The sequence below is a fragment of the uncultured Idiomarina sp. genome (genome assembly GCF_964010655.1).
Lineage (GTDB): Bacteria > Pseudomonadota > Gammaproteobacteria > Enterobacterales > Alteromonadaceae > Idiomarina > Idiomarina baltica.
The window spans coordinates 116,409-143,056 of record NZ_CAXGLS010000002.1 but is presented as its reverse complement, the minus strand read 5'-3'; the positions used below and the strand labels follow the sequence as shown (position 1 = coordinate 143,056).

Below are 26,648 nucleotides of genomic sequence, written 5' to 3'. Positions count from 1 at the left end.
AGTGCCCCAATGAGCGTGGGCAACAGCTGTAAAACTAGAGAGAAGGCAAGTAAACCAATACTGACTAAATTAGTGCGTGCCGCCCAAAAGTAATAACAAAGAAACGCCAATGCCATGGTGACGCCAATCGCCACACGACGAAAAAGAAGCAAACTACGGTCATACTCGCGGCGCCGCTCACGCAGTGGCAAACGCGACTCACGCTGCAACAAGATCGGCATGATCACGTCGTTGGTAATCATGGTGCTCAGTGTCACCGATGCAATAATCACCATCGCAGTGGCCGCAGAGATGCCGCCAATAAAGATAATCAGCGAGAGCCAAAGCTGGTCTTTTAACAGTGGAAGTTGCAACGCAAACGTGGAGCCATCTTGATAGTTGGGCAACAACAAACTGCCCGCCAAAGCGATCGGCACAATGGCCAACGCTGTCAGCGCTAAGTAAACAGGAAAGCCCCACCGTGCAGTACCCAAATGTTTGATATCAACATTGTCGACCACAGCAACGTGGAATTGGCGCGGTAAGCAGAGTATCGCGCCAGCGGCCATAAAGGTTTGTACGATAAATTCAAAAGAGCCAAAACTCGCCAGACTCCAATGTGGATTCACGCTCGCCGAAAATGTTTGAGTCCAATCGAAACTAGGCTGTTCGCTCAGTAAATGCCAGGCAAAAATACCCGCGGCTGTGAGCGCAGTGAGCTTTATCATCGACTCAACCGCAATCGCTAACATCATACCACTGCGGTACTCTGTCACCTCGACATGACGGGTACCAAATAGCATAGCAAATAGCGCCATCAAGGCAGCTGCGCCAAGCTCTTTTAGAGAAAACTCACTGGTGATCGAATCACTTTCGGTTAGCACCGCAAAGCTCAAGCCAACCGCTTTTAACTGCAGCGCAATGTAAGGCACAATCGCAAGCGCTGCAATGCAGGTCACCACCACGGCTAACCGCCGCTTCTTGCCATAACGTGACGAGATAAAGTCGGCAATCGAGGTAATATTCTGCTGCTTACTCACCGACACGAGCTTTTTCAGCACTCGGATACCAAAGGTAAACAGCAAAATCGGACCGAGCAGAATAGGAAAGAATGCCCAACCATCAACAGCCGCATTACCCACCGCGCCGTAATAGGTCCAACTGGTGCAGTAAATCGCAAGCGACATGGCATAAACAAACGGGCGATGACTCAGTTTGTTCGCCCATGAGTTCGTTTTATCACCCCAACTCGCAATGGCGAAAAGAAACACAACATAAAGTAGTGAGGCCAGTACGAGTATCCAAGTCATGGGTGAATCCTCAGTAATTGCATCGTGGTTTTCTTGCGCATCGTGCGCAGTCTACAATTGCAAACGTTCAGCCACTAGGACAGCTTGCGTACGGCTATAAACCCCAAGCTTACGGAAGATGGCGGTGATATGCGCTTTAACAGTCGCTTCAGTGATGTTGAGCTGATACGCAATCTGTTTATTAAGAAGACCCTCGTGCAGAAAGTGCAGCACGCGATATTGTTGAGGTGTTAATTCTGAAACTTTACGCGCCAGCTCTTGATCCTCGTTTGAAATACCATCGAGTCGGTCACGATTATCTTTCGGTACCCAGGTATCGCCATCGAGAATGGTACTAATCGCTTCGGCAATTTGCGCTGAAGGAAGTGATTTGGGGATAAATCCCAGGGCGCCAAAACCGATGCATTTAGCCACGATGGATGCATCTTCAGAACCCGAGATAATGGCAACGGGAAGCATTGGATAATCTTCCCGCACCCGAATAAGACCATACAGGTCGCCGCTACCCGGCATGTGTAAGTCCAACAGCAGAAGATCCACGTCATCGTCTTCATTAAGCGCGGCGAGTGTCGAGTCTAAATCCTCGGCTTCACGCAGCGTCAATTCTTCGAAATGGTTCGCGAGCGCGCCTTGAAGCGCCTCGCGAAACAGCGGGTGGTCATCTGCTATTAGAAATTTTGCCATGAGCGCTTTAGGTTATTGATTCTTACGATGTTCTATCAAAGAATCTACCACACTTGGATCGGCAAGCGTAGAGGTATCACCTAAATTATCAAACTCATTAGCTGCGATCTTGCGCAAGATACGACGCATGATTTTTCCTGACCGTGTTTTAGGTAAACCTTTCGTCCAATGCAAGATATCCGGCGTCGCAATCGGGCTTAACTCTGAACGTACCCAGTTGCGTACCTCTTTGGTCAGTTCATCGGTCACCTCAACACCATCGACCGGCGTAATATAAACGTAAATGCCCTGCCCTTTGATATCGTGCGGGAAGCCTACGACAGCCGCTTCCGCGACCGCACTGTGTGCAACCAACGCGCTCTCAATTTCAGCAGTACCTAAGCGGTGACCTGAAACGTTCAAGACATCATCGACGCGCCCGGTAATCCAGTAATAGCCATCGGCATCGCGTTTGGCACCATCACCGGTAAAGTAGACATTTTTGTAGGTCGAGAAATAGGTCTGCTCAAAGCGTTCGTGATCGCCCCACAGCGTACGCATTTGGCCCGGCCATGAGTCCTCAATGATCAAGCCACCTTCAGCCTCGCCTTCTTGTTTGTTACCTTCGCCGTCGACCAGCGCCGGTTTGACACCAAAGAAAGGTCGCGTCGCTGAGCCTGGCTTTAAATCGGTCGCGCCTGGCAACGGCGTAATCATGATGCCGCCGGTCTCAGTCTGCCACCACGTATCCATAATCGGACACTGACCGTTACCAATGCGTTTGTGATACCACTCCCATGCTTCTGGGTTGATCGGCTCACCCACACTGCCCAGTACACGGAGTGATTCACGTGTTGAGGTTTTCGCAGCTTCATCGCCTTTTGCCATCAGCGCACGAATCGCCGTTGGCGCTGTATAAAGAATCGATACTTGATGTTTATCGACGATCTCTCCAATACGACCGACACCCGGATACGTCGGTACGCCTTCAAACATTAATGAGGTTGCGCCGTTCGCAAAGGGCCCATAAACAATGTACGAGTGACCGGTAATCCAGCCCACATCCGCCGCACACCAATAAATATCGTCGTCGTGACAATCAAAGACGTATTCATGGGTCATGGAAGCCCACACCATGTAGCCACCGGTGGTGTGCACCACGCCTTTCGGCTTACCCGTAGAGCCTGATGTATAAAGAATAAACAGTGGGTCTTCTGCATCCATGACTTCCGGCTGACATTCTTCGCTGACGTCGGCAATGAGCTCATGCCACCATACATCGCGACCCTCAGTCCAATTCACAACGCCTTCGGTGACTTGGCTAACGACAACATGCTCCAGAGTCGGGCAGGCGTCGTCTTCGAGCGCTGCGTCAACGTTCTTCTTCAAACCAATGGTGCTACCACCGCGACGTCCCTCATCGGCGGTGATAATCACCTTAGCGCCACAGTCGTTGATACGATCAGCAATAGCATTCGGAGAAAAGCCACCGAAAATGACCGAATGCACCGCACCGATACGCGCACACGCTAGCATGGCATAAGCCGCCTCAGGCACCATCGGCATGTAAATCGCCACACGGTCACCTTTGCCAACGCCCAGCTTCTTCAGTCCATTGGCGAAGCGGGAAACTTCTTTATGCATCTCGCGATACGTAATGTGTTTATCGACACTCGGGTCGTCGCCCTCCCAAATGATGGCTGTTTTATCGGCCTTATCGGCAAGATGGCGGTCAATACAGTTATAACAGGCGTTAAGCGTACCGTCTTGATACCACTTAATATTGATGTTACGCGGACTAAAAGAGGTATTTTTGACCTTGGTGTATGGAGTAAACCACGTGATTCGTTTACCCTGTTCTCGCCAGAAGCCCTCTGGGTCATTAATCGACGCTTGATACATTTCCAAATAATCGTCGTTTGTAATTTTCGCGGTGTTTTTTATGTTTTCTGGAACTTTGTACAGTTGCGACATTACCTCTTCCTCCTTTATTCGCAAGATGGTAACTGTTGTACGTACTACACTTTATTAACACTATTAGACCATAGTCTAGATTGCTAAAAACTGACCAATTACCGAGAATTACTGACGTGAATAATACAATAACGACGGCTTTCACACGGGAGAACACCATGGCAAAAGCACGCTCTACACAATCTATTGCATTATCTGCAGCTATTGCAGCGGCGCTTGGCACCGCATCAATCAGCGCACAAGCAGCAGACACTGACGTATCTTTTGGTGGATACGTAAAACTCGACTTAATGGTTTCTGACTACACCGATGGTCAAGCGCCAGCCAGTGGCAGCATTGCGCGCCAACAATATATTCCAAGCCTGACGCCAGTAGGCGGTAATGGTGACGATATGGTCACTGATTTCAGTGCACGTGAGTCACGTTTTTTCCTCAGCACAAAAACGAAACTAGATAACGGTGAAGTACTGACCGGCCATGTTGAAATGGATTTCCAATTGACCCCAGACGGCGATCAACGTATCTCGAACTCGTATAATCCGCGCTTGCGTCACGCGTTCATCAAATACAAAAATTGGACCTTTGGTCAAACCTGGTCAAACTTCCAAGATCTGAACATTTTGGGTGAGTCAGTTGACTTCATCGGGGTAACGGACGGTATCGTTTTTAACCGTCAAGCGCAGATCCGCTATACATCTGGCGGCTTCAGCGTATCGATTGAAAACCCAGAAACCACAGTCACTGATACCATTGCGAATGGTAATGGACGTATTGTCTCTAGCGACGGCTTTATGCCGGATGTGACCTTAAAATACTCAGGCAAGAGCGATAACCTCACTTGGCAGGCATCAACGCTCTTACGTCAGCTGACCTATGACGTCAACGGTGATGGCGACGACGAAACTGAATTTGGTTACGGCGTGAGTTTAGGCGCGAAATATAGCTTTGGTATGGACGACATTCGCGCATCAATCACAACCGGGTCAGGTTTAGGTCGTTACCTTGCGCTGAACCAATGGAATGGTGCTGTGATTAATGGCAACGGCGATTTAGAAGCGATCGATTCAACTGGTATTTCGTTTGCTTACCGTCATTTTTGGACCGACAAAATTCGCTCGAACGTGATTTACTCACGTGGCTGGGCCGATAACCCCGAGGCATGGGTTGGTGGTAGTTCGACCAAGTACTCTCAACGGTTAGCTTTTAACGTCATGTATAGTGCCGCTTCGAATCTGACGTTTGGTGCAGAAATTTCAAAAGCACAGCGTGAAACAGAAGCCGGTTTTGACGGTGATCTTAACCGCTTACAGTTCATGGCAAAATACGCATTTTAAGCGTGGATTTATGACTAAGCCGCACTCATTCAGTGCTGCTTTTTTGTGCCTGCACGGCAGCGACTTGATGCACATGACGACATGCTTTAATCAGCTGCGCTCTGCACGCGTATAAGGTTTTTCTCGCCTCATGCATCGAGCTATCACTCAGCCAACTATCAAACTGTCGCGTAGCGGTTTGAATCAAACGCAACGCATGCTCAAAGTCATCTAAATGTATATATGCACCACAGCTTAGCATGACTGCTGTGGCATAGTGCTGTTGAGCGTTGCTCGCAAACCAAGGCACATGGGATAACTCAAGTGCGGTGGCTTGCGCATCGTTAAGTACCGTGCATGCGTCTTGCCACTGGGCACGTTTTAAATACCCCGAGCCTTGACGCAATTGTTGATACAATAATTCTTGCTGTCGGAACACGTTCATAGCTACTCCCTCTCAACGGATGACACCATTTAAATACGAACGTTTCTCATTTGCAAGTATATATCAAGGTTATTTACAAAAAACCGCGCATACCCACTGGGATACACGCGGTCACAAAACCGGTATTTACCGAGTATCTATTTGACGATATCGATTAGGGCTTTTGCGATATCTGTATTGTTCATGTAGCCACGGAACGCCTCACTATGAGGACCGCGAGCAAATACTGGGACATCAACGCCGGTATGACCGCTCGTTGTCCAGCCGGTCCCTGTTATGTCGCCGGTAATGTAGACCAAGGCGTCATGCAATGCATCCTTGCGATCTTTCTCATCTTCGTCGGCAGCTGACATCAACTCATCAATGTACTCTTCACTCATATCGTAGTTCACTTTGTCTGCCACGTAACCGGCCCACTTCTCAGTATCCAGTTTAAGCAGCTCAGAAACCATTGAGCTAATCGATGACTCGATGTTCATTACTCGGTCGGAATACCAGGCATAATCACCGTCACGGCCCAATGTTAATCCACCGGTGGAGTGATCAGCCGTCATCACCACTAACGTATTTGGGTGCTTCTCTTGAAACTCTCGTACCACCTTAAGAGCGCGATTCAAGCCATCCATTTCGTGTACCGCACAGGCAATATCATTAGCATGACCGCACCAGTCAATTTCACTGCCTTCAATCATAAGGGCAAATGAGCCTTCTTTTGGCTCAAGTAAACGTAACGCTGCATCAGTCATTTTTGCTAAAGCATTGACGTCCCCATCAATCGCAAAAGGCAAGCCTTTTGGAGCGAACGTACCCAAAACAGGTGTTTCGTCAATTTCGTCCAACGAATTTAAATCGGTCGTAATTGCTAGTCCATAGTCAGGTAAAATTTCAAACCAATTTTTATCTACGCGCTCAAAGTAACTCCGTCCGCCGCCCAACAGCACGTCAAATGATGGATGACCATTAACGACTTGCTCAGCTATCAAGTCAGCGATTTCATTATACTCGTAGCGTGAGGGATGATGATTAAAGAAGGATGCAGGAGTCGCGTGATTGACTTGAGAGGTCGAAACAGCACCCGTTGCCCAACCGTTGTCCTTAGCCATTTCCATAATGGTTTTAAGTGGGTGCTTATCGTTATCTACACCGATTGCACCGTTATATGTTTTTTCACCTGTTGCTAATGCTGTCGCGCCCGCTGCTGAATCGGTTACCCACGTTTTGTCCTCTGGGTAAGTCGTTGCAGCGCCAGTCAGCATAGCATCAAATTCAATCGGTGCGACAGTATGCGTCTCAAGATCAGACATTGCATAGCGATAGGCGCTGATATATTCAAAGCCCATACCATCACCAATGATATAGATAATATTAGGCTCTTCAGTTGAAGTCTGAGCTGCGGCAGAAAAAGAACAAGCGACTAAGCTTGCGGCGATCAAAGTTCGTTTCATAAAAAAAGGCCCCACTAACTATTAGTGGGGCCAATCTTAGCAGAGAAATTATGACAAATGTATGTAGTCAGACTCAAAACACCAGGGAATCTCTATTTGAGCCTGTACACAGTCCTTGTCAAATTATCTCAATACATCTGGCGTCATACGTTCTTCAACGATCTCTACGTCAACTCCACTAACGCCCTCAATTGCCTTAATAGAATTACGTAACGCCAGCATTTCAGTGCCTTCAGAGGCCTTGAAAAGTACTAAGTCTAAACGTGGGTAAACACGTTCAACAGTTAAGCCCAGTTGGTTAGCAACGGCGTCTGCATCGTGGGTATTCATTAATACAGAGATAATACCCGATACCAACGCTGGCTTACCGGTAATGCTGTTAGTCATCTCGGTACCAGCAAGTAGTACATCGCCACGACCTTTGAGCACTGGTGCAGCGCCTTCTGGTAACTTGGTAAAACGATAGGTTTTGTAATCATTACCTACGTTAAATGCTTTAGTAGGCGCTTCCGCTTTTGCGCGGTGTGGCAACTTTCCGTCGTCCTGTGCCATCGCACTGGTCGAAGCCACGCCGAGCGCCACTGCTGTGATTAATAATGCGTTTTTCATGTTATTCTCCTAGCGCTCAATTATTAGTGACCAAAGGCACGCACTGAAACAGCTTCTAAGCGTGTAGGTGTAGAGTTATTAGCGAACGTGTCTTCTGCTGCGCCACCTAACGCCCGACCGTCAGCGATTAAATCTTCGCCGTTAGTATCGACTAAACGGATAGTCCAAGTGCCGCCTACGTCTTCGCCATAGAAGGCATTTGCTAAGAAGCGCGTGTCTTCAAGAATATATTCGCTACAGGTAGCATCCGCACCGACGTTAAGTGCCTGACGACCTGTTAGCAATTGAGTTGTGGTACCCGCAGGAGAGGTCACCTCGATTGCGATGTCGTTACCTGCTGTTGACAATGAGCAACCGGCAAAATCGTCGTTTGCTACAGTCAGTTCAAACTCTAAACCTTCAAGGGTGATACCCGCTTCCATATCAAAGGTGTATGTTGCGCCCTCTGCATTATTATCAGGTACTTCAACTGGCTCTTCTGGAGAAACGTCAACCCAATCTGAAGTCGCAAGTGGACCCAGTGTGCCAGGGCTCATTTCTTTAGCCATTTGAACCGCATCACCGGCATTAACACGACCAAAACCATATTTTAGGTTAAAGTTATAACCTGCGGCATTCTCGATCCAGCCAGCGTCTGCGACGAACTCGCCATCACCGACGGTCAAGACAACACCTGGATCAGCTTCGTCAACCACGGTCGCTGTGCTTGCTAAGATATGACGAATTTCACGCGCACTTAAGCTTGGGTTGGCGGAACCAATGAGAGCGACCACACCGGTAGTGTTTGGTGCCGCAGACGACGTACCGTTGAACGTACTGGTGTAGTCACACGACACGTTCTCTGGATGGCCTGGTGCATTGAACGACTGGACGCCGGCATAATATCCAGGCACTCCCACCTGACCATCAAGCGAGTCACCGTAAGGAAAGCTTGAATAGCCTTGTAAGCAGGTTGATTGGTCAGTGGTAACCATGGCTGGTTCTAACTCACCAAACTCACCTGACGGTGCTGATATGAAAATATTTGAACCCGCTGTTGAGTAGCTTGTGTGTGTACCGTCCGCATTAACAGCTGCAACCGAAACGTTAAAAAAGCTCGCATTACTTGGATCCAAGTTACCATTTAGGCAACTCAAACCTAATTCTATCGCACCAGTTGCACTACAGATATCAGAAAAGTACCCTGCTGAACCCGTGTCATCAAACGAGTTACCCGCAGACTTAACGTTTACAGCACCCAATCCGTTACGGAGGTTTAACATTGAGTAAGTTGCAAAAGCTTCGTCAGTTGCTGAGGCATAAAGTGCAAAAGGTACAGAAATTCCGTAGCTTCGGTTATAAGCGATGACAGGATCGCTTTCACTCACTCCACTACCGGGGATACCGTGACTTAAGCCATTGTTAAGTGTAGTTTGCGTGCCACTACCACCTAGATAATTTACGCCAAATACTTTTGCTTGAGGCGCTACACCACGGCCGCCAATACCATTGTTTGCGGTTGCGGCAATCAAACCGCTGACTGAAGTACCGTGGTCACCCAACACCGCCGAACTGGTTGGATCCGACTTATTTGTTGCATCAGCAACCAAGTTTAGCGATTTATTTGCTGCGATATTAGCGCGCAGATCAGGGTGATTAATTTCTACACCTGAATCCACGACACCCACCATCATGCCTTGGCCATAAGCACCCTCGGCATATGCACGAATGACGTTCATGTCATTACCTGCAATTGATACGGTTGGGTCTAGGAACAAGTCGTAAGCTTGCTCTTGGGTGTAACCGAAACTGTTAATCAGGAAGTCGAAGAATGCTTCGCTCTGCACAAACGCTAATTGCCCGGTGTTACGCAGGTGCCATTGTTGATAGGCAAGCGGGTCACCATCGACATGTTGGACTTCGATTTTTGCAATCGATGTTGACTCACCATCACTTACTAACACTTCAATCGTTGCAGGATCCAGTGTAAGCGGGAAGTAAGTGAAGTGACCGCTACTATCAATCGAAACCGTTCCGGGGGCTTCAGAATTTTCAGGAACAACAACTCTTGCGTTATACGTTAGATTATCGTTATTCGCATCAGTAGCGGTCACAGAACCAGAAACTGGAGACCACTGTTGTGCTGACGCAATGTTTTGCCCACTCACCTCGGGAGCATAGTTTGTATCATCGCTGCCCCCACATGCCGTGAGGCCTAAAAGCACTGCTGCTGACAGAGAGGCCAGCTTGAAAGATTTGGTTGTCATGGGAACCTCGTTGTTGTGTTTTTACCCAGGACCACCAATCCTACACCAAGTTGTTAATATTTAGTAACCCCCAAATCGAACAAAATGTAACATTTTGTAAATTAGTTGTTACTAATATTTCATATTCTCATAACTATATGACATAAGCCCTTGTTTTAGCGATAAACGACGGATTTAAGAAGGACTCTTTTTGGTTATACCGCAAGGGTTCTCCGTTAATTTTATTTACAACACCCCCTGCTGATAGTAATACAGCTTGACCGGCGGCGATATCCCATTCGCTGGTGGGCCCTAGGCGAGGATATAAATCTGCTTTGCCCGCTGCAATCCAACACAGTTTGAGTGCGCTTCCCACTGCAATCGTCTCATAAGGCACCGTGAGTTGCTCAAGCCAAGTTAAGGTTTCTTCAGAAGGGTGTGAACGTGAGATCATCACACGTAGTGTTTCTGGCACTCGAGTAACCGCAGTAATCGATTGTCCATTAAGCTCTGCGCCGACATCGCGCTCACCGTAGTAAAGATCATCTAAAGCAGGTGCATAGACAACCCCTAAAATGGGAACTCCCTGCTCGATCAACGCGATATTAACGCTAAATTCATCGTTGCCTTTAATGAATTCTTGCGTGCCATCTAGGGGGTCAACTAACCAGTAACGATGCCAGTTTTTGCGTTGGCTCCAGGAAATATCACAACACTCTTCCGATATCACAGGGTATGTTGTTGCTAGTTTTCGCAAGGCATCGACAATCACATGGTGCGCCGCTAAATCAGCCTGGGTCACTGGACTCTCGTCAGCTTTCGTTGAAATCTGAAGCGAATGCTCTTGCTTTACCCGCATGATAGCCGCCCCTGCCTCTCGCGCAATGCGTATCACGTCGCGTTTAAACATTAGCTGTCTCTATTTATATGCTGGCGATAATAATCTATCAACGCGTTAGTCACATCGTCGAAGTCTTCATTCTGATTATCCGAGAGCGCATCTAGCACTGAGAGGGCGTACTTTTTACCTTTCTCAACACCCGGTTGATCAAAGGAGTTAACATCCCACAGCAGTCCTTGAATGAATATCTTGTGTTCGTACACTGCTATCAATGCGCCAAAGCTCTCTGGCGTCAATTCATCTAAGAGAAGAAGATTCGATGCATGACTCCCCGGGTAATTATCACGCGGCGATTCAACACTTTTGTCCCCCCACCACAGCAAGCGTCGATGAGCTAGACAGTTTGCCACAGAGAGCCGTTGTTGCTGTTGCAAAGAGGCTGCTACTTGTGGAGAAAACCTCGTAGCACTTCGATTAAGAACCAGTACGAAATCAGCCGCAAAATCATCGTAGCCTTGATGTAAATGTTGATAAAAGGCATGTTGCCCATTTGGACCAAATCCGCCCCATAAAATGGGTCCTGTCGGCTGATGCAAAGATTTATTGTCACGTGTGGCCTGCTTACCATTACTTTCCATATCCAGTTGCTGAAGATAGGAAGGCAGCATGCGTAAACGCCCATCATAAGGCAAAATTGCTAAATTATTGATGCCCTTTTGCTGACGTAAATAGACACCATTTAACGCCAATCGAACAGGTACGTTGTCGTTATCTGGTACAGTTAAAAAATGCTCGTCCACCGCTAACGCACCGGCTAACATCTTACAAAATGGCGCCATACCGATAGACACTGCAATACTGAGACCTATCGTGGACCACAGCGAGAAACGCCCGCCTACGCCTTCGTCAAAGCTGAGCTGGTGATATTCAGGTATACCGTAAGCCGTCATTTTCTCCTTATTAGAAGACACACCAATGACATGGTGCTCCAGCCAAGCTGACTCGGACATGACATGATTCACCCAGCACTTTACGGTGTCCACATTCGCGAACGTATCTATCGTGCCAAATGATTTTGAAGCAATTACAAATAACGTGGTTTCTGGATCAACGATAGGAAGGACTGCGTATAGCTGCCCACCATCCATCGATGAGACAAAGTGGACATCAACCGCGCTTGAAGACGATTCATCATCAAACTCTTTGAGTGCAAAACTTGCCATTTGAGGACCTAAATCCGATCCTCCGACACCAATATTTACAACGTCGGTAATGGGTTTTCCCGTGACACCCAGCCACTGACCCGAGCGAATTTTGTTTACAATCGCTGTAAAAGAATGAGTGGGTTGTTGAAGTGCTTCAATGGCCGCACGGCTTCTACACAACGTATGAGTGACCTTTCGACCCTCTGTCACGTTCTTATATTCGCCAATAACCAGTTGCTGCTTTGCCGGTTTAAGGTCAATCTCGGTAAGGCGTTGCGCACGCCAATCGTGAACGTCGTCAAATAAATAACTATCGTCAAGTGAGAGCAGTGTGCGGTTTGAGTCAGTGCTTTTTATTTTTAACATGATGAGTCTATCGCTTATTGGTCGTATCCATTCGGGTTCTGCGACTGCCAATGCCAAGTATCTCGCATCATTTCTGCTAATTCACACTTGGCTTGCCAACCTAGCAGCTTGCTCGCCTTTTCTGGGTTTGCAAAACATTTTGCAATATCACCCGGTCGACGCTGCGCAACCGTATAGGGGATATTCAATCCAGACTGTTGCTCAAAAGCGTCCACCACTTCCAAGACTGAGTAGCCTTTACCTGTGCCTAAGTTAAAGGCCTCGAAACCTTGGTGACTGTCCATATAACGCAATGCCGCAATATGTCCTAATGCCAGATCGACAACATGAATATAATCACGAACGCCCGTGCCATCGCTCGTATCATAATCATTACCGAATACCTGTAACTGATCGAGTTTACCTACGGCGACCTGACTGACAAAAGGCACTAGATTATTCGGTATACCATTGGGGTCTTCGCCTATTTGGCCAGATCGGTGTGCGCCGACTGGGTTAAAATAGCGCAATGTAGCGATGCGCCAGCGAGGATCCGAAGCGGCTAGATCCATTAGCATCCGCTCCACCATATATTTGCTGGTTCCGTACGGATTTGTCGTTGCACCAATCGGCATTGACTCGCTAATTGGCGATTGCGCGTTTGCACCATAAACTGTAGCTGACGATGAAAAAATCAGTTCAAATACATTATTTCGCGCCATCACCTCACACAGCGTTAACGTACCCGCGACATTATTTTGGTAATATTGAATGGGCTTTTCGACACTTTCACCGACCGCTTTGTGGCCAGCAAAATGCAACACAGACTGAATATTATGGCTCTCAAATACTCGGTTTAATGCCTCTGCGTCACGCACATCGACCTGTGCAAAGGTCACGGATTTTTGTGTCAATTGCTCAACGCGCTTTAAACTCTCACGGCTACTATTTGAGAGATTATCAATGACTACCACCTCATAGCCGTTATTTAAAAGTTCGAGGGTTGTGTGGGAGCCAATATAACCTGTGCCACCTGTTAATAGGATACTCTTATTCATTCACCGGCCTTTTAAAACTATAGTTATTAGCGTATGTCTGTTTCACTAGAAAGATTATCAAATGATATTAATGTTTAATCGGCATTAAACAAGTCTCTGGTGTAAACGCGATCTGCAACATCGAAGAGTTCTTCGGTAAGACGATTACTCACAATCAAGTCCGCTCTGCTTTTAAATACTGAGAGATCACGAATAACCTCACATCCCAAAAAGTTTTCCTCTTCGAGCACCGGTTCATAGATAACGACATTAAGTTGACGTTCCTTCAAACGGCTTATGATTCCTTGCACAGCGGAAGCCCGAAAATTATCAGACCCGGTTTTCATCACCAAGCGATAAATACCAACGTGTTCGGGTTGTTTGGCAGCGATTTGGTGCGCTACGAAGTCCTTTCGGGTTGTATTCGCATCGACTATCGCTTGTATCAGCGTTTGCGGAACTTGATGATAATTTGCGAGGAGTTGCTTGGTGTCCTTGGGTAGACAATAGCCACCATAACCAAAGCTTGGATTATTATAGTGATCACCAATTCGAGGGTCGAGACAAACTCCCTCAATGATTTGCCGCGTATCTAAGCCGTGGACTTCGGCATATGTATCAAGTTCATTAAAGTAGGCAACACGCATTGCTAAGTAGGTATTCGCAAATAGTTTGATAGCTTCTGCTTCGGTGCTATCGGTTGTCAAAACTGGAATATCTTGCTTGATCGCGCCTTGCTGCAATAAGCCCGCGAATAAATTTGCCCGCTCGGAGCGTTCACCTACAATAATACGTGAAGGATATAAGTTATCAAACAACGCCCTACCTTCACGTAAAAACTCAGGTGAAAACATAATATTATTGGTATTAAACTGGCGTTTTATTTTCTCAGTATAACCTACAGGCACCGTGGATTTAATCACAATGACTGCATCCGGATTGACTGTAATAACTTGCTGAATGACACTTTCGACCGACGCGGTATTAAAGTGATTCGTCATCGGATCATAATCTGTCGGCGTAGCTACAATCACCCAATCACAGTCACTAAATGCTTCTGCTGCATCATTCGTGGCGTTGAGAAATAATGGTTTTTCCGTTAAGTACTGCTGTAATTCTGTATCCACAATCGGTGCTTGCCTACGGTTAATGGAATCGATCTTCTCAGGATCGATATCGTAGGCAACCACCTCGTTATTTTGCGACAGTAGCACCGCATTGGAGAGACCGACATAGCCTGTTCCTGCAACTGTAATTTTCACTTCTCTCGCCTTCTTCGCTCTACTTATATAAATCAGATTCGGTATAGTAGCGGTTACGCGGCTCGGTCACGCCAAATAAACGTTGTGAACGCATCAACATTTGACCGCCATCGCGTGTAAGCGGTGTCCAGCCAAAACTGGCACGACCAACCGAGTCATAAATCTGCATCAAGTCAAACGGAATACTTAAGTAGAAGCCTTTAGTAAAGCTGCCTTCACCGTACTCGTCTGCCGATACATCAGTCTTCGCGGCATAAGCGCCAACGATAATACCACTATCGAATTTCTTCTCGAAGTTCACTTGCACACCGACGTCCTTGGCCAAGAAGCGTCCCAATGCCACTTTCACAAGAACATCATCAAGCTTGGGTACTTTCCAATAGCCCGTCACATGTCCGGTCACGACCGAGTAATCGCGGAAGCCAGTATAACTATCAAAGTCGCGCTGCTTTGCATAGTTAATATCAATACCAATCGCCCAGCCCTGATTGAGTGGATTGTATAGGGTCTCGAACCCGACACCACCAAACATTCGTTCGAAATACCCACCATAAACTGAGGTATACAAATTTTGATTCCATTGCTTGATATAAGTCGCTTGCAGATCATCTAGCCATACATCAGAGTAAGTGACGTACTCACGAATATAGGTACGTACCCGAGGCAATGGCGCCTCATCTGAGCCAGGGACTAAGAAATTAAATTCGTCATAATTGGTCAGTAGATTTACACCCAGAGCGCCGGTTACAACAAAATTATTGGCTAACTGCCAATTCATCTGTATGTCGGCGCTCAGCTGGTACATGTAAAAGTTTTCAGGACCGCCAAAACTCTGGACTAAATAAGGACGAGCACTGACACGCGGCCAACCAAGCTCGAACGGTCGATCATATAGCGTGTTATCCTGTGACTCATTTACTTCCGTCAGCCGATAGATCTCATCATGTTTTGTTAAGTAACGCTGCTTCACATTATCTTCAAGCTTTACAGCATCAACGTTAGTTTGACTCATCGGCATACCCAGAACGCTATCGATAAATTGATACTGCTCAATCGAGTCAGGAAGTTCTGTCAGTAAAACGCGAGAAGATCTATCCAGCGCCTCCATTTGATTACTATAGCCAATAGGGTAACCGGTTAACGAAAGCGTTTTACCATCGTCTGAAAGCGCGATATTGTGGCTCAGCCAACCGCCCTCGGCGCGTAAATCCGTGACGAGTTTATCCGTATTGACTTGCTTTATATCGACCGGACGATCAGCAAAGTCTGACTTATCGCGTTTGCGCTCACGCTTTTTATATTGCTTAATATCATTAAAGTTAGCACGTAGGTTAAACCCGAACATCCATGTGTTGCCGCGTTCATAACTTAACTGCACGTTTAAGTTATCAGTCACCCGATAATGCACACCATAATTAAAGTGGCTGTCTTGTACAATTGGCGTACCAGACACTTCATCCGAGTAATCATTCCCCTCGTATTCCACTTTTATTGATAAAGGATCCCATGGCGTCTGATATTCAACGCCAGCAAATAGCGACGTGTCTCCTCGGAACCACTTATCCGTCTCAAAGGTGCCGCCCCGTGCGGTGGTGCCCTCAGGTCGATTACAAAAGCGGTCCGTGACTTCGCAAAATGGATTCGAGATATTATCGTTTGTGCCTAAGTTCCCCCAGCCTAATCCGAGCGTAAAATCAAAATTCTTATAGCGTTTTGAGGCAACGATGTACTCGCCGGCAAACTTTCCCGTTCCAGCAAGGTCACGTAATCCCACGCTTAATTCGGGTATCCATTTCGACTCTTCCCACAAACGAAATTTAACATCGACACCTCGATCCTTATAAGTTTGATCGCCACTAAACTCTGGAGATGAGCTGTATAAGCGTGTACGAATATCGTTATATCGAATAGTCGCTTCAAACCAAGGGAAAAGCTGCATGTTGAATGCCATACGACGATATTCTTCGTTGTCGTAATAAAATAATGTGAACTCACCTGAGCGCCCCATTCGAGCCGTCGGCATTTGCATTAAGCCAACGCCACCAAAGTCACTTTGCGTTGGCTGTCCAATCATATGCTCACTGATATCTTGCGCTTGCACCTTCGTTACCGAGAACACGGCTGATAGCAAAAATAGTGGGGTTATATGTTTCACCGTTTTCATAGAACTCATTGAAATATCGCTCGATGTTTAAGTAATTGGCTTATTCGTTTATTGAGGTTTACTGCATTCTTTAATCCCACAAAGATTATGTCGCCCTCATTGACTGCCTCATCTGGCCAACAATCAATGCCTTGCCACTGTTCGACATCGATCCATGGCAGTGCCGTTTCATGTCTGTAACAGACCGCAGCTTGGTTTTGATTATAAACCGCCGCAGGCATGTGAATTACGGTTCCATTTTGTTTGATAAGCCAAACACGACTATCTAAAGCATGTGGATTGGGCTGAGCACGTTCTAAAGCGGTTACCAAGTCAGTTCCAGGTTCAACTAAAATTGGTGAATTGACGGCGCCAACCACCTCTGCTTTTATAACATTCTGAGTCTTGGGCGAAACCAGCGTTAACTGCGTGCGCTGTTTAGGTAACTGCATTTGTGGATTAAAGTTCTTATGGGCCCGTAACTGATAAAATGGAACACCGATGAAGTGCGATCCCGCTAACGGTAAGGCTGCTAGCCAACTGCGGATATCATTTAACGCTGCCGCTCGTTCTGACTCACCCGAACTCAATGCACTTTGTTTTTGTAAGTTTAATTCAGCTAGCACTGCAGTTCTTTCGCGCTCTACTTGCCGAGTGAGATCATCTGAAACAAGTCGCGAGGCAGCCCAGTTGTAAACGGTCGGATCGTTCACTTGTTGTGCTAAGAAGTCACCCAACGTCGCATTTGGATTAATCGTGTAATTATGTTCGCTAGTTGCGGTTTTCCAAGTCAACGTGACGGGATGATGTTGCTGTGCTAAAGCTGTAAACGACACAATTAACAACCCGGCGACTAACGTTTGGAACATACGATTCATCATTATTCAAGCCCACCTATCATCTTGATTGACTCAGTCGTCAGACGCGGAAGTTCTGGCACCAGCTGTTGGTCACTCTTGATTAACTGATGATGAGCAAACCAATACGTATTCTTGTATTTATGCGAACCACCGTGCTGGGCTTTTACCGTCAATGTCTCAGTGACTTTTACTGCATCTAACGTGGCATTCGAGAGTGCGACCGATTCATGGCTCACCTCGCTAATCTGGCTCGTTAGATCGTAGCGAATATCACGAAAATCGGAAGTAACGGTTGCCGTCGCTTGCCAGGATTTAGCACAGTTTTGAGGGGCTTGCGCGCTGCGCAGATAACAGTTTAAAGGATCCGTTTGAGCACTCTCGATACCGAGCACATCATACTTTACGGCACTAAACTCGTCGCGCAAGTTGCGTGTCCCATACAGACGTCCGTTGCGTAACAATATGATTTCATCATCTTGAGCGGCCCACTGCGTTTGTTGTCCGTACGCTGCCGAGTGATCGATAAACGTCAGTACTATCGCGGCTCTAGGTTGACCGCTTAACGTTGCGTACGTTGTAGCATAGTTTAATTGATTTATTTGCGAAGCGGTCAAGGTTACGTCCTGAGGTCCCGAAAATGCGAATTTCACCGTATCGGCAACACTCGAAACTCGTGACCCACATGCGGACAGCAGCCCACTGACAATTAGTAGAGCGAAAAACCTTTTACTTCGTTTACAGGGAAACGCGATACCCATAAAGATGTTCCATCTTTGTTACGTTAATTTCTAATGACAAAAGACATAAAAAAACCGCTGTTCTCACAGCGGTTTTAGCCCATACTTCCCAAATAATTAACCGTTGGTCGATGTATTTGTAGAAGTCGTGGTTGTTGTTGACGTATTTGTATTCGTAGTCGGAGGCGTGCCACCGTTGTCTCCGTCATCGATTTCTGCATCGTCTGCACCACCGTCTGTAGCTACTGCTGTTCCAACAACGACGCTCGTTGCGACAACACCAATAGCACCGGCGCTCAAACCACCAAAGCCTGCGCCAGCTGCGCCAGCAGCGCCTGCGCCTGAACCAGCGCCAGCGCCAGCGCCAGATGTTTGAGCAACACTACCACCGTTGCTACCAGCGGCTTGTGCTGATGCAATACCTGGTGCTGCGGCTAAAAGCGCAGCAGCAAATAATGCTGTTAACTTTTTCATAAATTACACCTCTGTGTACACTTGCTAAAAACTTAATCGATTGGCCAATCAGTTAATGCTGTACAGCACTCATTAACGATTACTTTATACGTTAGCAGTTTTAGTTTGGTTTGCAAATTATTTTACAGAGCTTACACGTTTTTTTCACAACATTGATCATAAGTCATATTTGAGCGAAACTAACATAATGTAAACGTTTTGAGTTGACTTTATGAAACTATTATTGGCGATTTCTTTCGCGCTTTCAAGCGTATTATATTACTCGACAGTGGGCGCTCAAGAACACGCGTCTCCCTCCCTTCATACGCGTCTTGCTCAGCAACAACTATCGATTGGCAGTACACTGCCGTTAGATTCGCCCGATCTGACTGGACGACTCGTTGTTGCTGAAGGAAGTCATCCTCAACGAGGCTTTTATGTACTGAGTAAACACACACGTGATGGAAGGCTTATCCCTTTTGCAGGTACGTTGTACCACACTGCCGAACAAACCCTTTACACGGTGCAAAATGATGCCGGGACTTGGATAAAGGTATACCAGTCGGCTAAGGGCACGCACCGAGAAATACTGAATCAGGGGTATCCAGAACCACTGCGCATGCCGACAAACACTGCTCAACAGCGCGCCCTCGATACGATTAATTGGCAGAGCGCCGCCTCGGATGAACGTCTTCAACCGACGGCTATCAGTACTGAAGCGCCATCCGACAGTAGTATCGACACACTTATTTTGTTTGATCCTCGCTTACCTGCTTATATGGCAGATAACAATGCGGCATTTGATGCTGACATCGAATATGCGGATGCCGTTACAAACTTCGTTTTTGAACAATCTGAACTCAGTTTAAGTCACCGTATTGTCGGCGCCCACCCTATCGTCTTGCCTGCGACTCGCGATGACTTTGTCGGTGCGGCTTCCGAAGACATACTCGATCAGTTGGTCAATAGCGGCGCAGCAAAGCGGCTTCGCGATCAATACAATGCAGACGTTATTCATTATATTGGCGTCAGTGATGCGGTCTGTGGTCAAGCCTATGTTGCTACCGACATTGCCGCCGATAATACGTTTTTTGGTGTATCGCCTGACTTCCATGTGGCATTTACAACATACCAATGCCTAGGTTCGGGCACGTTCCCTCATGAGTTAGGTCATAATATCGGTCTCCTCCATGATCGCTACACGCTCGATAATAATGAGCAGGGCGCCGGGACTCAAATCGACAATCATATACCTTATGGCTATGTTGATCCCGAAGGAGAGTTTTACACCATCATGGCCTACGGTTCGAGCTGTCGAGATATTGCCCCTAACGGAACTTGTAACCGCGAAGCGCTATACTCGAGCCCCGACCTAGATGTTAACGGTACACCCGCCGGCAAATCAGATGCTAACGTTGATGCAGCCAATGCAGCTCACGCCACGACATTAACGACCCCATGGACGCGCCGGTTTCAACAGTGGGACGATTATCGTAATATTGGGCTGAGCGTTGATGGTTCAGCCCTCCAATTACATTTGCCATCCCAGTCAAACGGTGACTATGTTGTGTTAAACCGCAACTGTTACAGCAACCGCTACTTTACTCAGCAGCAAATTGACAATGGCCAAGTCATAAGTGAATCAACACTTACCGGCACCATTCAACCGGGTAATCTAGGCCTCTGTGTGTTAGCGCCCTCAACCAATAATGGCTATCAATTGATGGGCGAGTTTTCTGCCTCGGTGTTATCTAACGGTTCAAGTAACGAATTTATTTTTACCAACGATAACGTACTCTTTGCAGGCGTCGAACAGACACAATCGTTTACCGTACTATTAAGCGACGACAGTATTCTTAACGCAAATATCGAGCTCGCGACTTACTTTGACGAATCCATGGGTCGCCCGAGTATCAGTGAAGGCATCGCCCAAGCGCGTGAGTGGTTTGACTTCTCGGTATCGGGGAGCGGTGCTGAGCGGACGCTGACTATTACGCCGAAGCGTTCCCAGGCAGCGATTGCGGCTGAATTGGCGGATACCGACCAACGTAATGTGTTTCAGATGCCACTGCGCTTAGTAAACACTAACTTCTCTGAATACAGCGTATCGAGCATGATTTGGTGGGAAGGTCCTACGAGCAACGACACCCCCGTCACAGGTTACCTAACACAAGGCTATGAGATTGTATCGGACGAAGCGGTTAGCCTATCTGCTGAGTTAGTCAATGTACCTACGGATATTACGCCAACCTATTCTATCGGCGGTGATGTCAGCATTGATAACCTAACGGTGACTCAAACCAACCGCACCACCACATCACAAGGTGACGTCATTACTCTCAGCGTTGAAGGTGATGCAACTCGTATCGCCGATACAGGTACAGTAACTATTGTTGCTGACTTAGGTGTTCAAGGTGCACCCGATGTGACGATTCCGATTCGTGCGTATAGTAACAACCAGCCTGCGATTTTAAGCTTTACCGCAAGTAGCGACACCATTCTCGAGGATGAGCCGTTTACTTTGACCGTCACGCTGAATGAGCCGAGCGATACTTCGTTCTACGATACCCTGACCGTTGAGCAACGCTTACCAGGCCGCGACAACGTGGTGTTTGAGCCAGCGCGTAGCAATGGCAACGTGTTTGAGTTTGATATTCCGGGCCAAGCGCCAGGTATATATGACTTTGTGGCGACTATTAACGACGGCAACGGCAATTCCGTTATGGACACCCTGAGTGTCTCCATTGAGGCGATTGAACCGATTGCTGTCGATGCGATGAGCTTCTCGCCTTCAAACGTTCGCGCCGGCGGTGCAACGACTGCAACGATTACAACCTCGGGTACCTTAACGATCGATACAACGGAATGGGCCGTTAGTGATAGCTCCGTCACTATTAGTAATGAGGATCTGACCTCTGCGCGCTTAAGCTTTAGTGAGCAAGGCACTTATACCGTGTCGGTCACCGTCACTGATACTGCCGGTAATACGGATACCTTAGAGGAAACTATCGATGTTGCGGCGGCACCAACGACCACAACGGGTGGTAGTTCAGATGGCGGCAGTAGTGGTGGTAGTACAGGTTGGTTGATGCTGCTGTTACTGGCAGGCTTGGGTGGAGTCAAGCAAGGTTGGATAAAAAAGCGGGGCCGTTAAGCCCCGCAAACCACCTTGCTCGGAGTGGAAACCTTAGAATTTGTAGGTGATTCCCACGCGGAATTCGTTGTCGATATCGTCGAAATTGCCACGGAAACCGATATCGGCAGCGAAACGCTGATCGAAGTTGTAACGCACTTTGGCGCCCACTGACGCATAACCGTCTAGTGCTGAGTCGTAGGTTGCATCAAACATAGCTGTTGCTTGCGTGCTTAAGCCGATTTCAGTACCGATACCCACGTAGCCACCCGTGTCATCGGTATTACCAAAATCGTAATGGCTCATGCCGCCTTTCAAGAACAACGGGCTGTTGCTCAACAAATATTGGCCGCCTAAACGCGTACCAAAATCACCAATATCAAACGCCTCACCTTCAATCACCCAATGTGAATCGATTTGACGTGATGCTTTAATATAAAAGTCTGAATCACCAAAATCGTTGTAACCACCGCTGACATAGTTACGGTCTTCTGCGTGTGCAGTGAGCGCAACGGATGCGGCTAAGATACCTGTGAGTGCTATAATACGTTTCATCATACTGCCTCCTGTTGAGTCTTAATTCTATTATGCGGTTCCTCAGATATTTGGCTAGGCTCGCAGTCGTAAATGTTTTGAAAAGGCAAAAAAAGAGCAAGCTCAATGGCTTGCTCTTTTTTTATTCACCCGCTTGTTAGAAACGCGTACGTGCGTTACGGAACATGCGCATCCATGGGCTATCCTCACCCCACTCATCGGGATGCCAGCTGTTCGCGACAGTGCGGAATACACGCTCGGGGTGCGGCATCATAGCCGTCACGCGGCCATCGCGACTGCTGACCGCGGTTATGCCATTAGGCGAGCCGTTAGGATTGGCAGGGTACTGCTCTGCCACGTCGCCCCAGTTGTCGATATAGCGTAATGCTACCTGACCCGCCTGCTCAAGTTGTGCTTGTTGATCGGCTGCGGCAAATTCGGCACGCCCTTCACCATGTGATACGGCAATCGGCATTTTCGAGCCTTGCATACCGTCAAAGAACGCCGAATTGGTCGCTTGTACTTCGACCAAGCTAAAGCGCGCTTCAAACCGTTCGCTGCGGTTGGTGACAAAACGCGGCCAATGTTCAGTACCCGGAATCAGGCTTTTCAGTGTTGAAAGCATCTGACAACCGTTACACACGCCTAATGCTAACGTATTGTCGCGGTTAAAGAACGCTTCGAACTGATCACGAGCGCGTTGATTAAATAAGATGGATTTGGCCCAACCTTCACCGGCACCCAGTACATCGCCGTATGAGAAGCCACCGCAGGCAGCGAGTGCTTGCATCTCATCAAGGGTGACACGCCCTGTTAAAATATCACTCATGTGCACATCGACGGCTTCAAAACCTGCACGGTCAAAGGCGGCGGCCATTTCGTAATGCGAGTTCACACCTTGCTCACGCAAGATAGCCACTTTCGGTGCGCTGCCTTTAGCAATGTAGGGGGCTGCGATATCTTCATGCACATCAAAGCTTAAATCGGCTTGCAAGCCTGGGTCGTCTACCCGTTGTTTCAGCTGAAACTCCTCATCGGCGCAGACTGGGTTATCACGTAACCGCTGCATTTGATGCGTGGTTTCGGCCCACAACGTACGGTAATGCGTGCGCGATGAATCAATAACGGTGTCACCATTAAAGGTCAGTTTAATCTCGTCTCGCTCGGTGGGCTGACCAATGATATGGACCGCGTTCTCAAGCCCTGCTTTTTGGAATGCAGAGAGTACGTGTTCACGCTGATCGGCCGTCACTTGTATGACCGCACCGAGCTCCTCGCTGAACAGTGCCGCTAAGGCTTCATCACCCAAATCGCTCAAGTCGGCTTGGACACCACAGTGACCGGCAAACGCCATCTCAGCCAAGGTCGTCATTAAACCGCCATCGGAGCGGTCGTGATACGCAAGAATACGCCCTTCGGCTATCAGCTGTTGCAGTGTTTCGAAAAATGCTTTGAACTGCGCTGCGTCGTCTAAGTCGGGGGTTTGTTCACCCAGTTGCTTGTACACTTGTGCCAACGCTGAACCACCTAACCGGTTCTTACCTTGACCTAAATCGATAGCAATCAGGTGGGTATCACCTTTATCCAGACGCAGTTGCGGTGTCACGGTGTTACGTACATCGTTGACCCGTGCAAAGGCGGTAATCACCAATGACAGTGGTGCGGTTACGGCTTTGTCTTCGCCTTCCTCTTGCCACTGGGTTTTCATCGACATGGAGTCTTTACCTACCGGAATGGTGATTTCCAATGCAGGGCATAGTTCTTCACCGATGGCTTTTACCGCCTCGTATAAGCCAGCATCCTCACCGGGGTGACCGGCGGCGGCCATCCAGTTTGCGGACAATTTAACGCGTTTTAATTCACCGACATCAGCAGCGGCAAGGTTAGTCAAAGCCTCAGCCACTGCCATGCGCGCAGAAGCGCCATAGTTTAGCAAGGCTAATGGCGTGCGCTCGCCCATCGCCATGGCTTCACCATGATAGGTGTCGTACGAGGCGGCGGTGACCGCCACATCGGCGACCGGTACCTGCCACGGACCGACCATTTGATCGCGCGCGACCAAGCCGGTGACCGAGCGGTCACCAATAGTAATTAAGAACGTCTTCTCGGCGATGCTTGGTAAGCGCATCAAGCGTTCTGCAGCTTCGTTGGCATCGATGCTGTTGAGTTTAAGCGCTTCGCCAGCCGCTTGTTGACGTTTGACATCACGGTGCATTTTGGGTGGCTTACCGAGTAGCACGTCGAGCGGTAGATCAATCGGCTGGTTATTGAATTTCGCATCATTTAATAAGATGGTGAGTTCTTCGGTCGCTTCACCAATTACGGCGTACTCGGCACGCTCGCGCTCACAAATTTGCTCGAAACGCGCCATGTTTTCTGGAGCGATGGCAATCACGTAGCGCTCTTGTGATTCGTTACACCAGATTTCCAGCGGTGTCATACCGGGTTCGTCGTTGGGTATGTCACGTAGTTCGAAGCGGCCGCCCCGCCCCCCGTCGCTGACGAGCTCTGGCATGGCATTGGATAAACCACCCGCGCCTACGTCGTGAATAAAGGCAATGGGGTTATCTGAACCGAGCTGCCAACAGCGATCGATGACCTCTTGGCAACGCCGCTCCATTTCTGGGTTGTCGCGCTGAACGGAAGCAAAATCAAGGTCTTCTGCTGACTCGCCCGATGCCATTGACGACGCAGCGCCGCCCCCCAGACCGATGTTCATCGCAGGACCACCCAGTACCACCAGTTTGGCACCCACGGGGATGTCGTCTTTTTGTACGTGGGCCTCGCGGATATTACCCAAACCACCGGCAATCATAATGGGTTTATGATAACCGCGCACCTCACGACCATTATGACTATTCACGGTTTGCTCATAAGTACGGAAGTAACCGGTTAGCGCTGGGCGACCAAACTCATTGTTAAATGCGGCACCACCGAGCGGACCTTCGAGCATGATATCGAGTGCGCTCACGATACGCGCAGGCTTGCCGTAGTTTTCTTCCCACGGTTGTTTGAAGCCAGGAATGTTTAAGTTAGATACGCTAAAGCCAACCAAACCTGCTTTGGGCTTTGAGCCGATACCGGTGGCGCCTTCATCACGGATTTCACCCCCTGATCCCGTTGCGGCACCGGCGTAAGGAGCAATCGCTGTCGGGTGATTGTGGGTCTCGACCTTCATTAAGATATGAATCGGTTCGTGATTATAACTGTAGGAGGTCGATTCAGGCGCTGGATAAAAGCGCCCTGCTTCATGTCCTTCCATCACCGCGGCGTTGTCTTTGTATGCCGACAACACATAGTCTGGCGTGACCTCAAAGGTGTTTTTGATCATTTTGAAGAGCGATTTAGGCTGTGCCTCGCCATCAATGGTCCAATCCGCGTTGAAGATTTTGTGACGACAGTGTTCAGAGTTTGCCTGCGCAAACATGTACAGCTCGATATCGTTTGGATTACGCCCTAACTTTTTGAAGTTTTCTAATAGATAATCGATTTCGTCATCAGCAAGCGCTAGACCGAGCGATACGTTGGCGTCTTCTAGCGCTGAGCGGCCCTCGGCAAGAATATCGACGTTGGATAATGGGGCTGGCTCGGCTTGTTGAAACAGCTTTTCTGCATCACTCATGTGATACAGCACGCTCTCAGTCATGCGATCATGCAAAAGGAGTGCAGCTTGTTTTTGCTCCTCGGCGGATAAGTCACCGTCTAGATAATACGCAACGCCGCGTTCAATACGATGGACTTCTTTAATGTCGCAGTTATGGGCAATGTTGGTTGCTTTTGATGCCCAAGGCGAAATAGTGCCAAGGCGTGGGACGACCAAAATAAGCGTACTGGATTCGCTGGGTGATTGTTGTTGAGCGGTGGGGCCGTAGGTTAGCAGTTGCTTGAGAATGTCGTGATGCGCGTCGGAGAGTGTGTTGCGAAGGTGAATAAAGTGCTGATACTCCGCATATAAACTCTTTATGGGGATCCCCGCATGTTTGAGTTGTTCAAGCTTTTTTGTAATTTTGAACGCCGATAAGGCAGGTGAACCACGAAAGATTTCCACGACAACAGTCTCCAACGCTTGTGTAAAATTTGCGCGGCGATTATATCGAAAAATCCCTCTGCCTGCCATGTTTGACTTTGGCTTTTT

At 48.1% G+C, this 26,648-nt stretch carries 18 protein-coding genes and 1 pseudogene; 2 read left to right on the top strand and 17 right to left on the bottom strand.

The window, feature by feature from the left end; translation table 11 throughout:
- The 3 genes and pseudogenes from ABNS04_RS01400 to acs all read right to left on the bottom strand — a co-directional run.
- A pseudogene (locus tag ABNS04_RS01400) lies at nucleotides 1–1,289 on the bottom strand (hybrid sensor histidine kinase/response regulator); the annotation flags it as partial.
- Nucleotides 1,290–1,340: 51 nt separating this feature from the next.
- Nucleotides 1,341–1,973: a response regulator transcription factor gene (locus ABNS04_RS01395; RefSeq protein ID WP_006954150.1), complete on the bottom strand. Its 633-nt coding sequence runs from the start codon at nucleotides 1,971–1,973 to the stop codon at nucleotides 1,341–1,343.
- 12 nt (nucleotides 1,974–1,985) lie between these two features.
- Nucleotides 1,986–3,926 (bottom strand): acetate--CoA ligase, encoded by a 1,941-nt coding sequence (gene acs, locus ABNS04_RS01390; RefSeq protein ID WP_272977566.1) that lies wholly within the window; start codon nucleotides 3,924–3,926, stop codon nucleotides 1,986–1,988.
- A 158-nt stretch (nucleotides 3,927–4,084) separates the two neighbouring features.
- On the opposite strand from acs, the gene ABNS04_RS01385 reads away from it, so the two are divergent.
- The gene (locus ABNS04_RS01385) at nucleotides 4,085–5,260 is read left to right on the top strand and encodes a DcaP family trimeric outer membrane transporter (RefSeq protein WP_272977567.1); all 1,176 of its coding nucleotides are present in this window, start codon (nucleotides 4,085–4,087) and stop codon (nucleotides 5,258–5,260) included.
- Nucleotides 5,261–5,285: 25 nt separating this feature from the next.
- Here ABNS04_RS01385 and ABNS04_RS01380 read toward each other — a convergent pair whose 3' ends face one another.
- The 12 genes from ABNS04_RS01380 to ABNS04_RS01325 form a co-directional block, all read right to left on the bottom strand.
- Nucleotides 5,286–5,684 carry a hypothetical protein gene (locus tag ABNS04_RS01380; RefSeq protein ID WP_272977568.1) on the bottom strand — a complete coding sequence of 133 codons (399 nt, stop codon included), beginning with the start codon at nucleotides 5,682–5,684 and terminating at the stop codon, nucleotides 5,286–5,288.
- Nucleotides 5,685–5,821: 137 nt separating this feature from the next.
- The gene (locus ABNS04_RS01375) at nucleotides 5,822–7,129 is read right to left on the bottom strand and encodes an alkaline phosphatase (protein WP_272977569.1); all 1,308 of its coding nucleotides are present in this window, start codon (nucleotides 7,127–7,129) and stop codon (nucleotides 5,822–5,824) included.
- 123 nt (nucleotides 7,130–7,252) lie between these two features.
- Nucleotides 7,253–7,738: a hypothetical protein gene (locus ABNS04_RS01370; protein WP_272977570.1), complete on the bottom strand. Its 486-nt coding sequence runs from the start codon at nucleotides 7,736–7,738 to the stop codon at nucleotides 7,253–7,255.
- A gap of 23 nt (nucleotides 7,739–7,761) precedes the next feature.
- A complete protein-coding gene (locus tag ABNS04_RS01365) occupies nucleotides 7,762–9,984 on the bottom strand; it encodes a S8 family serine peptidase (protein WP_272977571.1) in 2,223 nt (740 codons plus the stop codon).
- A 133-nt stretch (nucleotides 9,985–10,117) separates the two neighbouring features.
- On the bottom strand, nucleotides 10,118–10,873 hold the full coding sequence (gene cysQ, locus ABNS04_RS01360) for a 3'(2'),5'-bisphosphate nucleotidase CysQ (RefSeq protein WP_272977572.1): 756 nt from the start codon (nucleotides 10,871–10,873) through the stop codon (nucleotides 10,118–10,120).
- Nucleotides 10,873–12,375, bottom strand: coding sequence for a glucose-6-phosphate isomerase (pgi, locus tag ABNS04_RS01355; protein WP_272977573.1), 1,503 nt, complete (start codon nucleotides 12,373–12,375; stop codon nucleotides 10,873–10,875). Before pgi ends, cysQ begins: the two co-directional genes overlap by 1 nt.
- Before the next feature lie 14 nt (nucleotides 12,376–12,389).
- Nucleotides 12,390–13,412: a UDP-glucose 4-epimerase GalE gene (gene galE / locus ABNS04_RS01350; protein ID WP_272977574.1), complete on the bottom strand. Its 1,023-nt coding sequence runs from the start codon at nucleotides 13,410–13,412 to the stop codon at nucleotides 12,390–12,392.
- Nucleotides 13,413–13,486: 74 nt separating this feature from the next.
- Entirely contained in the window at nucleotides 13,487–14,653 is a 1,167-nt protein-coding gene (locus ABNS04_RS01345; RefSeq protein WP_272977575.1) for a nucleotide sugar dehydrogenase, read from the bottom strand.
- A gap of 19 nt (nucleotides 14,654–14,672) precedes the next feature.
- On the bottom strand, nucleotides 14,673–16,817 hold the full coding sequence (locus tag ABNS04_RS01340; RefSeq protein ID WP_272977576.1) for a YjbH domain-containing protein: 2,145 nt from the start codon (nucleotides 16,815–16,817) through the stop codon (nucleotides 14,673–14,675).
- Between the two features lie 5 nt (nucleotides 16,818–16,822).
- The gene (locus ABNS04_RS01335) at nucleotides 16,823–17,677 is read right to left on the bottom strand and encodes a capsule biosynthesis GfcC D2 domain-containing protein (protein ID WP_272977577.1); all 855 of its coding nucleotides are present in this window, start codon (nucleotides 17,675–17,677) and stop codon (nucleotides 16,823–16,825) included.
- The gene (locus ABNS04_RS01330) at nucleotides 17,677–18,414 is read right to left on the bottom strand and encodes a YjbF family lipoprotein (protein ID WP_272977578.1); all 738 of its coding nucleotides are present in this window, start codon (nucleotides 18,412–18,414) and stop codon (nucleotides 17,677–17,679) included. Before ABNS04_RS01330 ends, ABNS04_RS01335 begins: the two co-directional genes overlap by 1 nt.
- 96 nt (nucleotides 18,415–18,510) lie before the next feature.
- Nucleotides 18,511–18,867: a hypothetical protein gene (locus ABNS04_RS01325; protein WP_272977579.1), complete on the bottom strand. Its 357-nt coding sequence runs from the start codon at nucleotides 18,865–18,867 to the stop codon at nucleotides 18,511–18,513.
- A 211-nt stretch (nucleotides 18,868–19,078) separates the two neighbouring features.
- Here ABNS04_RS01325 and ABNS04_RS01320 point away from each other — a divergent pair, with 211 nt between their 5' ends.
- Nucleotides 19,079–22,000, top strand: coding sequence for a zinc-dependent metalloprotease family protein (locus ABNS04_RS01320; protein WP_272977580.1), 2,922 nt, complete (start codon nucleotides 19,079–19,081; stop codon nucleotides 21,998–22,000).
- A 33-nt stretch (nucleotides 22,001–22,033) separates the two neighbouring features.
- Here the strand turns inward: ABNS04_RS01320 and ABNS04_RS01315 are convergent, their stop codons facing one another.
- Together ABNS04_RS01315 and purL are read right to left on the bottom strand one after the other, a co-directional pair.
- Nucleotides 22,034–22,537 carry a hypothetical protein gene (locus tag ABNS04_RS01315; protein ID WP_242603679.1) on the bottom strand — a complete coding sequence of 168 codons (504 nt, stop codon included), beginning with the start codon at nucleotides 22,535–22,537 and terminating at the stop codon, nucleotides 22,034–22,036.
- A gap of 133 nt (nucleotides 22,538–22,670) precedes the next feature.
- Entirely contained in the window at nucleotides 22,671–26,561 is a 3,891-nt protein-coding gene (purL, locus tag ABNS04_RS01310) for a phosphoribosylformylglycinamidine synthase (RefSeq protein WP_348671166.1), read from the bottom strand.
- Between the last annotated feature and the right edge of the window lie 87 nt (nucleotides 26,562–26,648).